Below are 8,767 nucleotides of genomic sequence, written 5' to 3'. Positions count from 1 at the left end.
ACCATCCTATCACATCTATGTTTATCTCAAAATATGAAGATTCATAATGTACAACATATACATGTTCAGTTAACATAACACCACTTATCGGTAGTTAATCTTTTATATTAATGTTAGCTAGCTGTTGCTTTAAATCCCAATACTTTGGCCTCTTTTTTGGATCAAACCATATAGCTCCTTCTTGAAGCCAATTCTCACGATATGCTTCAATAGTCCACCCGAGTTCTTCATCATCATATCCTGGTTGAAAAGCGCAACAAGCACATATTAAACTTACGTTTGGGATTCCTTCTCTAATATAGAATGGTCCTGGTAAACAATTATAGCCACAAACTAAACAGACATATCTTCTTATAAACTTTCTAAACAACATACCAACTCCTTTATCATTGAGGTATGTTTACATAAAATCCGAAAGCGGAAGTTAAAAGTTTTTAGTTTCTTGCTCAATTAAAGCGTCCGTTTCTGGAAGAATGTTTGTTTTTATCGATTTAAAAGTCTTGTGATAAAACCAAAATCATCTTCATCTTTCACTAAAAAATCAAAGCCCAAATACGCTGCGCTACCAAGTGAGATTGCCCAAAACGCAATACTTGCTGTCATTAATACTAAAGTTTTCAAACGTGTACCGCCAAATGTGACAGCTAATAATGCTGTTAAATGACTACCTACAAAAAACGGTCCAATAAACGCTAAACCTGGTAAACCATATTTTCCCCAAATTTTCTTAGCGCGTTGATGACTTTTGGATTCATTTATTTCTTCATTAGTTTTTTTCTTTTTACGCCAATTGCGAATCGAGTCTATAAACACGATAAGTAAAATTATAGTTAATAAATTCCCTAAAAATGCAATAATAATAACTGGAACTGCTGGAATACCGCCGATAATTGCAATTGGCACTATCATTGATACTTCAAAAAAAGGAATTGCTGCCAACAAAAAGATAATAAAATATGTCCAAATCAATTTCTAATCCCCCTCGTATATACTTTACCTTCATTTTTAGAGTATCCTTCTGGTTCGCTCGTTCCTTTTTTAAAAAGAAAATGTCCCCATTATATTGAAGAAAAGTTTATCTTTAAAACTCATCAAATTTTTTCTTTGCTTTCTGTTTTAATTTAAAACTAAATCGGCTTGTATGTTCATCGTTATTTACCAATAATTGATATGCAGAAAGAATTGTAAGAGTACGAACTGACATATATAGACCAACGGCTATTAAAAACACAAAAATTGGATAATAAGGAGTCAAAATTCCCATCTCTAATTTTTTCTCCAAAGCAAAAGCTAAGAATCCCACCGCCAGTAAACAAGTTCCAATCACCAATATACCTAAATATTTTCTTTTAAAGCCCTCATATCTTACTGTTAGCTCTTTAAAATAATTTGAATCAAACAATAAAACTTCTTTTTTGAGAATTGTATATTGTCCTTGATCAAATCCTAATGTTGCAAAAGAAATAATCCCTAATGTTGCAATGACAATAATTAGGAGTATTCCTAACATTGAGTTTTTCCCTAAAATTAAATATGGTTCAAACGCCAATGCAAAAAAACCAAAACCTAACCCAATATGCTTAGCAGTTTTTTGTGTGCTTATCAAAAAACCTTCTGCCATTTCTCTATTTACATAATAACCTTCTTCATTTCCTTCATTGTCCTCAACAGAATCTTTCAATAAGTAATCAATAGATACCTCAAAGATATTTCCAATCATTAAGAGCTTTTCTGTTTCGGGAAATCCTTGACCATTTTCCCATTTGCTAATTGCTTGTCTTGAGGTGTTTAATTTTTCAGCTAAAGTTTCTTGAGAAAATCCATTTTCTTTTCTAAGCTTAAAAAGTTTTTCACCAAATTTCATTTACTTTAACCCCTCTCATTTTGTTAGTTATATTGTATAAAAGCATTGCTGTTCTTTCTATCACGTAGCGAATGCACTTTGTCAACTTAAGGTTGCATTATTGTTATACTGCGTCTTTTAAAGCTTTTTTCTTATGTGTCTTTTGAAAGTGATTTATTCGGATATAAGTCATAGTAAAAAGGGGGATATTTTTCATTCCCCCTTTTTACTCCTAATGATTCTGTTCAAATTTTTGTTCTTCCTACAGGCAAATATTCAGCAATATGGCCCTTTAGTTGAAGAAGATCCGAAAGGGTTGAATGCATATGTATGCATGTCCGGTTAACATAACGCATCATTATTGGTAGCAAGGACAAGGAGGAATCTTACCCTTACAAGGGAACCTCCTTTCTTTGTTCTATCGACCTATGCATTTTTTATACATTCCTATCCTGGCATGGTTTTAGGGTTCTTCTTTGTTATTGGATTAGCCGAAAAACTGTATAAAATCTTGCATACTCTTAGCGTGTTTTTTTGTTTGGCTATCTGTACTTCTAGTAATAAAAAAAGATATCCAGGATCTAGTCATTCTCTAGTTTGGATATCTTCTTTTTTCAACATTATTACTTTTAAATTTTATTTACCAAATAAACGATTCCAAAACGATTTCTTCTGTTCTGAGGCTACTATCATCTTCTTTGTTTCCTGCATATCACGAATAAGCAACATAAGTTGTTCATCACGCTTAACTTCTTTACTAAAACGATTATGTTCTATTTGAGCTTGTTGTTTCTCTTGATTGCGAATTATTTCTTTTAAATATTCATTTTGAGTTTTTATATCTTGTAGTTCTTGTTTCATTACTAAAAATTCAGATTCCATTTTTTCCATATGTTGAAATAAAAGGACCATTCCTTTATTTTCTTGTTCTCCAAGTTGTTCTTGTGATTGAATTGCATGACTATCTTCAGTTTTAGATAAGGTGTTCTCTTCACGAACACCATCTGTTCTTCTATCAAAATCAAACCTTGATAATATAACGTTTACAGCAGTATCTAATGTTAAATTCTTAGCTTGAACTAATTCTTTCATATGTTGTAAAACAAAAATATCCTGTTCTATGAAAGCTCTACTATTGTTCTCTCCTCTGACGAAAGAATATCCTTGATTTTCTAATGCAAGACACCATTTAGTTAAAGTGCTTCGACCAATTCCTAAGCGATTTGCTACATCCTTCCCCCAATAAGCCATCCGGGTATACTGTTCAGACATCTGTTCTCCTCCTATTCTCTTAGTACTTTCCTAATAAAGAATAAAGGCATTATAACAATAATTTCTTGTTATTCTTTTGTTCTCCTGTATATTCTTCAGCTGTTCTTCATTTGTTAATTGTCAGATGAATAAGAAACAACTTTAATTTTTGCTCATTTCTTGTGTTTTGGCTAGAGTGCTGGCTCGTCGTTTGGGGACGAAACCCCATGAACTTAACGTATCCAAATTTCAAATAAAAACTATTTTTGAACGATTGATCTAAGCGATTCGGCTCGTATACTTGCTTATCCAAGTCGATAACCATTATCTTGCGTTTTGTCTGTCGGCTTGGCGAAAAAAGCATATCGAGCCGAAAAAAGTTTTGCAAGGACATAATCAAAAAGAAAAGGCGATAGCCTTTAGGTGAGTATGAACGAACCTACTTTTTGATTATGAGGGTGGAGATTTTTGAGTGTTTTTCTCAAAAATACGACCCGTTCCTTGCGGAACTTTTAGCCCATATATATAGAGTGAGATAGTTATAAATACAAAAAGTAGATTAAGCCTAGTAATATATACAATTCATACTTTTTATTAGCGTATCAAATTTGATACGGTACCGTATCAAATTTGATACGGTACTATTGGTAATAAATTCAAATAAAAAAAGAGCCGTAAAAACGACTCTAAAATAATTTAATGGGTAACTTATTTAAGACAGTATTTTTACTCATTACATTTTTGAATTGTAAAACTAAATGTTCTGAAACGTCATCTTTACTACCTGAAATAATAATGTTTGGATTTACAAACAAAACATAATCTTTTGCTTGCTGGTTATCTTTAAAATCTCCTGATATCGATTTTGATAAGACACCTTTTTTAATCAAAGAATTAACTACTCTACTAATTTTTGGTCTTGATGTTTTCAAAATCTCGGCAATTGTTACAATAGTTAGCGCACAAGGAAGTTTCTTCTTAACATCATCTACGATCGCATTAGAATACATACTTACATTACATTGTAAATCTGTTAAAAATACTTTTTCCTCACTAGTAAAATATTTTTCATCTCTTAAAAACTTCCAGTTTTCTTGGATAAATTGAGAAAACCTAATTTTAGATGATGGTTTTTTCTTCTTTCCTAAATACAACTCTTCACCAGTTGCTTGAGAAATTACTTCCATCGCCTTCTCAATTTCCTCTTTTGAAAAACCAAAATCATTTTCATACTGTTTTCTTTCAGACTCTAAATCTCTTTGTCTAGCATTTTTTTCAGCTTGTCCGAAGTCTAAAATTTTATTCACCGTTATCCTCCTATTATGTCAGAAGGAAACCAAAACCAATATTTTTTATGTATATTTAATAAAACAAATAACTATATTATCATTCCCAAAACGTGTATTGTTTGATAAAATATAAATAGTTATTTTAAGAAGCATTTTTCTTGGTTAGGGTGGTTTCCTACCTGGAAAATTTTTAAGAAACTTTGTTCGCAGCAAAGTTTCTTTTTTTCATTTTACCACAAATTTCTACATAAAACTTTAATCCTCATCAATTGAAAACATCTACTCTTTTAACGCTCCATCCCATAATCATGATCTCGTTTTTGAAACAATATCTGATTGCTCAATATATGCTGTCTTTAATACACGCCAAACATAATTAATTCAGTTCCTTTTCCTTCAATACCTTGGCTATTGCAACGCTCTATCCATTCCAACACGTTTTGTTAACCCACGATTACTTTCAAAGTTCGATACATAATTAATTAATATGTAAATGCGGATTGGCTTCATCACCATGTAAAACCATGTTATAGACAGCTAGATTCTGATTTCTCTCTTGAAACACCTCAGCATACCGTTTTAACGCTTCTTTTTTCGCTCCCCTATACTTTGGGTCATTTTTGCCTTCTCTAACCGCTACAACCAATTCTCGTTGCTCATGTGTCTTTGTATCTTTTTTTATCTTGTCATAGTAATTCTTAATTTTGCGGTCATTCCGTTTTTGTTTCTCATTATACTTATCTATCGCTTCTTGAAAGACATCCTCGTATACTACTCGAATGTCCTTTTGTACAAAATAGATATTTTTTTCTAATCTGGATGGCTCAATGAACTTTGGTGAGATTGATTAAATAAAATAAAGAACAACATAAAGTGCCACCACTTCTCCTAGATTAATTGATATAATAAGTCTAGCAAGGCGACGAAATTGTGTCAATTGACGTAACCCTATACTTATTCTGACACTTTCGCATCAAAATCGATAGGGGTCTGCGACGCTTGTCGGCTCCGCCGAGCCATGCTTAGCATAGCAAAATACCTCGGACTTTGTCCGAACCTACAAGGGGAACTCTTCCCCTTGACCCCATCAATCGAACTCCCCAACCCCTCAAATCCTTGAGGGGCTCCCTCGCCGGTTGGCATCCCCAAAACAAATTGTTTTGAGGAACTGCCAAGAGGTTGGAGAATCAGATACACGTGTCAATTCCTTAATGCTCCTTTCATGGATCAGCACAAACCGCTGAACCATTCCAGTCCGCTTACCATTGACACTTACCGATTATTTTTCCTCTCACCATAATAATTTCTTGTGTTATGATTTCTATATAACTTTAATATGTACATAAAAAGCCCACGTATTATAAACATTTATGTCACATAATCAATGGAGGACACAATGGAAAATCGCCAGTTATCAATTCCCATTTATTTAAATCAAAAAATAGTTTTTGATCTTTTAACTATTATCGAACAAGGTTTTTCAAATGTTGAAAAAATTGATATTAACGATACATCTAATCAATCAAATGAAAATAAGGATCTATTATTTTTATCAATACATAAAGACCCTAATGAAAAAAAGATTTTTACACCATCAGCTTTATTCTCAAAACTACGAGATGAACTTAAAAATCGTAAATTTTTAAAAACTCTTAATAATTCTTTTGAAATAAACGAATTAGAAACAGGAGATTTCGTAGAATTTACTGCCTTGTTAACAAAAAATCCATTGATTGCAACAATTGAAGGGTTTATAGAATTTATGGAAGTAGCATCTTTATTCGAACAAGCACCAAATCCAAAAACAAAAAACAAACCACAAAATGTAACAAACGAAATGAAGAAATTCATTACAAAAATTTCAAACGGTAATACATTAGATTTAGTAGGAACCATAAATCATGAAATTAAAAATATAAAAGCTGTTGTACCAGTAGAATATGAATATTTAACAAATAAAACACCTGCAGATTTAATTGATGGTCACTTTACAGTCTTAGGAAAAGTAATAAAAAGTCTTGATGAATCAAGTGAAGAATCTATTAATCTACTAAGAGGTACAAGTTTAGGGCTTTTACCAAATCAAATTAAACAAGAACTAATTCAACAATTTAATCCAATTCAAACTATGAATTTGCAACTTCCTAAATTAACTTTTGAGGTAAAGGGACCAGCGCTACAAATAGTTCCGATTGCTATTTATATTTAAAAAAAATAAGATACTTTTTTTAAAGTATCTTACTTAAAAATAAATCATTATTAGAATAAATCATTTGCATCAACACTATAACCATTTGCTTTTAATGCCTTAACTAAAGCTGACTTCCATCCACCATTTCCATCATATTGAGTATAAACAACTCCAGCATAATCAGAAGGTATTTCTAATTTACTAGATGGATCATCTTTTACTAAAGTCAATACACTTTTACGCCCTATTGAACCAATAAAATACCCTAATTCTAAAATAACATTTTGTCTAGCCCTATATTTTGTATCTTCCTCTTTTCCTTTCGGAAAAGCCATATCATCAGGAGACAATAAAATAACGGCAAAATTACAATCAATAGCATTAGATTCAAATTTTTCTATAACTGTCTTTCCTTCATCATCTTGTTCATGCAAAATAATAGCTTCTAATTTTAACTTTTCTATCGTTCTAGCTACATCTAGCTTCATAGCATCATCATGACCATGAACAATAAATACTTTATTAGTTTTTATTGTTGTTACTTGTTCAGATTTTATTTCATCCATTTTTTCTACAATATCAATACTAAATAATTCTATCTCTCTTTTAATCGTACCAAGCAAACCTAAAAACCTTTCGATTCCAGAATGCCACACATCAGATTCTAAGCTAGGACTGGCTGGATAAACGCTGGGAGAGAAACGTATATTATTTATAGAATCTATATAATCAGATGAAGATTCTTCAACAATATTTTTTATGATCATTTCAGTTTCTTTTTGTAAATTTGATATCCCATTATAATCTAAAGGTAAAAGGGATCCGATTCTTCCTATTAAATCATCAATTAAAGCTATTTTTTGTTGTTTATTCATTTTTATTTCCTTTCTATCAAAAAATGATTATATATTATTGTGGTAATATTTTACTTCGTTTTAACAAATTTTAAAAGAATATAATAACATCAAAAAATCTTATTAACTTAAAAAACCTTTTTTAGTATTACTGAAAGTAAACTTTTGAATATTTGTTTACATAAAATAAAAAGAAGATCAAACTAGAAAAAAATCTAGTTCGGCCTTCTTTTTATTTTAAATTCATTAATAATTGCTTTTTTCACATCACTATAAAATACCATTATCAGCATTCCCAATATAGTTATAAATAAAGATATTCCTTCAATGCCAATAAATATCCCTATAAATATAAGAGCAATACCTATAAAAAAGGCAAAATCATTTTCATCATCATCGTCCTCACATTCATCCTTATCCTTTTTATCTAACTCCTCTCTAACATCCTCTGATTCCTTTATTAACTCATCAATTGTTACTTCATACAATTCACTAAGTAAAATCAAATTATCAATATCAGGATAACTTTTATTGCTCTCCCATTTATAAACAGCTTGTCTAGTCACTCCAACCTTTTGAGCTACATCTTCTTGTGAAAAGCTTTTTGATTCACGAAACTTTTTTAATTGCGAACCTAATTTCATATTATTCACCTCTAAGAAATCATTACATATAAAACCGTAATCAATAAAGAAACCATTACTCTAATACATGTAAACTAATGGTTCACATATTTAAATCGTTACTAAATTACCCTGTACATTCAATTAATACAATGTTATCAGAAAAGTAAAAAAGAATCCCATAAATATAGGACTCTTTTTTACTTTTCTCGAATGTAAACTTTTAAATATTAGTTTACTTTCAAATCACCTTAAACATTGACTTCATCCCAATTACCCTGATATCCTCAAAATACATAACAAAAGTATACATTCAAAACATGATGAATAAAGAAATTAGAATACCCGTGATCAAAAAAAGAAAAAGCTAGATTCATGCTAACTTTTTTTACATAATTCTCATTATCGGTAGTTTAATTTACATTGTTTACCTGTTTTTTGATTTCATTTTTACCAATTTGATAACCTGAAATTGCCCCTAATATCAATAAGTAAAAAACACTCCATTCAAATTTACCTGTAACAAAATTAAATACTAAACTACATACAAATGCCCCAATAATAAATAAAAATAATTGATTAAATTTCATTATTAACGCTCCCTTTTAATTAACAAATCAAGAACATAAGTATATTCTCGATAAAAGTAAGGAAACCCTTTTATATAACGTGTTTTTACCAAGTTAACATAACACCACTTATCGGTAGTTAATCTT

The 8,767-nt window shown here is 30.7% G+C and carries 9 protein-coding genes and 1 pseudogene; 1 reads left to right on the top strand and 9 read right to left on the bottom strand.

The annotated features are described in order from the left end of the window. Positions 1-94: 94 nt before the first annotated feature. From B5P42_RS16535 to B5P42_RS16505, 6 genes and pseudogenes are all read right to left on the bottom strand, one after another. Positions 95-373 carry a hypothetical protein gene (locus B5P42_RS16535; RefSeq protein WP_113709166.1) on the bottom strand — a complete coding sequence of 93 codons (279 nt, stop codon included), beginning with the start codon at positions 371-373 and terminating at the stop codon, positions 95-97. Between the two features lie 110 nt (positions 374-483). Then, positions 484-969, bottom strand: coding sequence for a small multi-drug export protein (locus B5P42_RS16530; protein ID WP_000638316.1), 486 nt, complete (start codon positions 967-969; stop codon positions 484-486). A gap of 112 nt (positions 970-1,081) precedes the next feature. Further along, on the bottom strand, positions 1,082-1,864 hold the full coding sequence (locus tag B5P42_RS16525; protein WP_000668214.1) for a helix-turn-helix domain-containing protein: 783 nt from the start codon (positions 1,862-1,864) through the stop codon (positions 1,082-1,084). A gap of 615 nt (positions 1,865-2,479) precedes the next feature. Continuing rightward, a complete protein-coding gene (locus tag B5P42_RS16520; protein WP_113734688.1) occupies positions 2,480-3,115 on the bottom strand; it encodes a DUF3967 domain-containing protein in 636 nt (211 codons plus the stop codon). 665 nt (positions 3,116-3,780) lie between these two features. Further along, a complete protein-coding gene (locus B5P42_RS16510; RefSeq protein WP_113734687.1) occupies positions 3,781-4,401 on the bottom strand; it encodes a helix-turn-helix domain-containing protein in 621 nt (206 codons plus the stop codon). Positions 4,402-4,722: 321 nt separating this feature from the next. After that, positions 4,723-5,253 (bottom strand): annotated as a pseudogene (locus B5P42_RS16505) (plasmid recombination protein); the annotation flags it as partial. A 526-nt stretch (positions 5,254-5,779) separates the two neighbouring features. Between B5P42_RS16505 and B5P42_RS16495 the strand changes: the two are divergent. Next, entirely contained in the window at positions 5,780-6,592 is an 813-nt protein-coding gene (locus B5P42_RS16495) for a DUF6414 family protein (RefSeq protein ID WP_113734686.1), read from the top strand. A 50-nt stretch (positions 6,593-6,642) separates the two neighbouring features. On the opposite strand, the gene B5P42_RS16490 is transcribed toward B5P42_RS16495, so the two are convergent. The 3 genes from B5P42_RS16490 to B5P42_RS16480 all read right to left on the bottom strand — a co-directional run bounded on the left by B5P42_RS16490 (position 6,643) and on the right by B5P42_RS16480 (position 8,641). Then, positions 6,643-7,449 (bottom strand): TIR domain-containing protein, encoded by an 807-nt coding sequence (locus tag B5P42_RS16490; protein ID WP_113734685.1) that lies wholly within the window; start codon positions 7,447-7,449, stop codon positions 6,643-6,645. Positions 7,450-7,643: 194 nt separating this feature from the next. Next, positions 7,644-8,072, bottom strand: coding sequence for a helix-turn-helix domain-containing protein (locus B5P42_RS16485; protein ID WP_113734684.1), 429 nt, complete (start codon positions 8,070-8,072; stop codon positions 7,644-7,646). Between the two features lie 392 nt (positions 8,073-8,464). Continuing rightward, positions 8,465-8,641, bottom strand: a complete 177-nt coding sequence (locus tag B5P42_RS16480; protein ID WP_000671487.1) for a hypothetical protein — start codon at positions 8,639-8,641, stop codon at positions 8,465-8,467. Positions 8,642-8,767 lie beyond the last annotated feature (126 nt).

Origin of the sequence: Bacillus sp. SRB_331, assembly GCF_003264175.1 — a bacterium.
Lineage (GTDB): Bacteria > Bacillota > Bacilli > Bacillales > Bacillaceae_G > Bacillus_A > Bacillus_A mycoides.
This window is presented reverse-complemented; position numbering and strand designations above follow the sequence as displayed.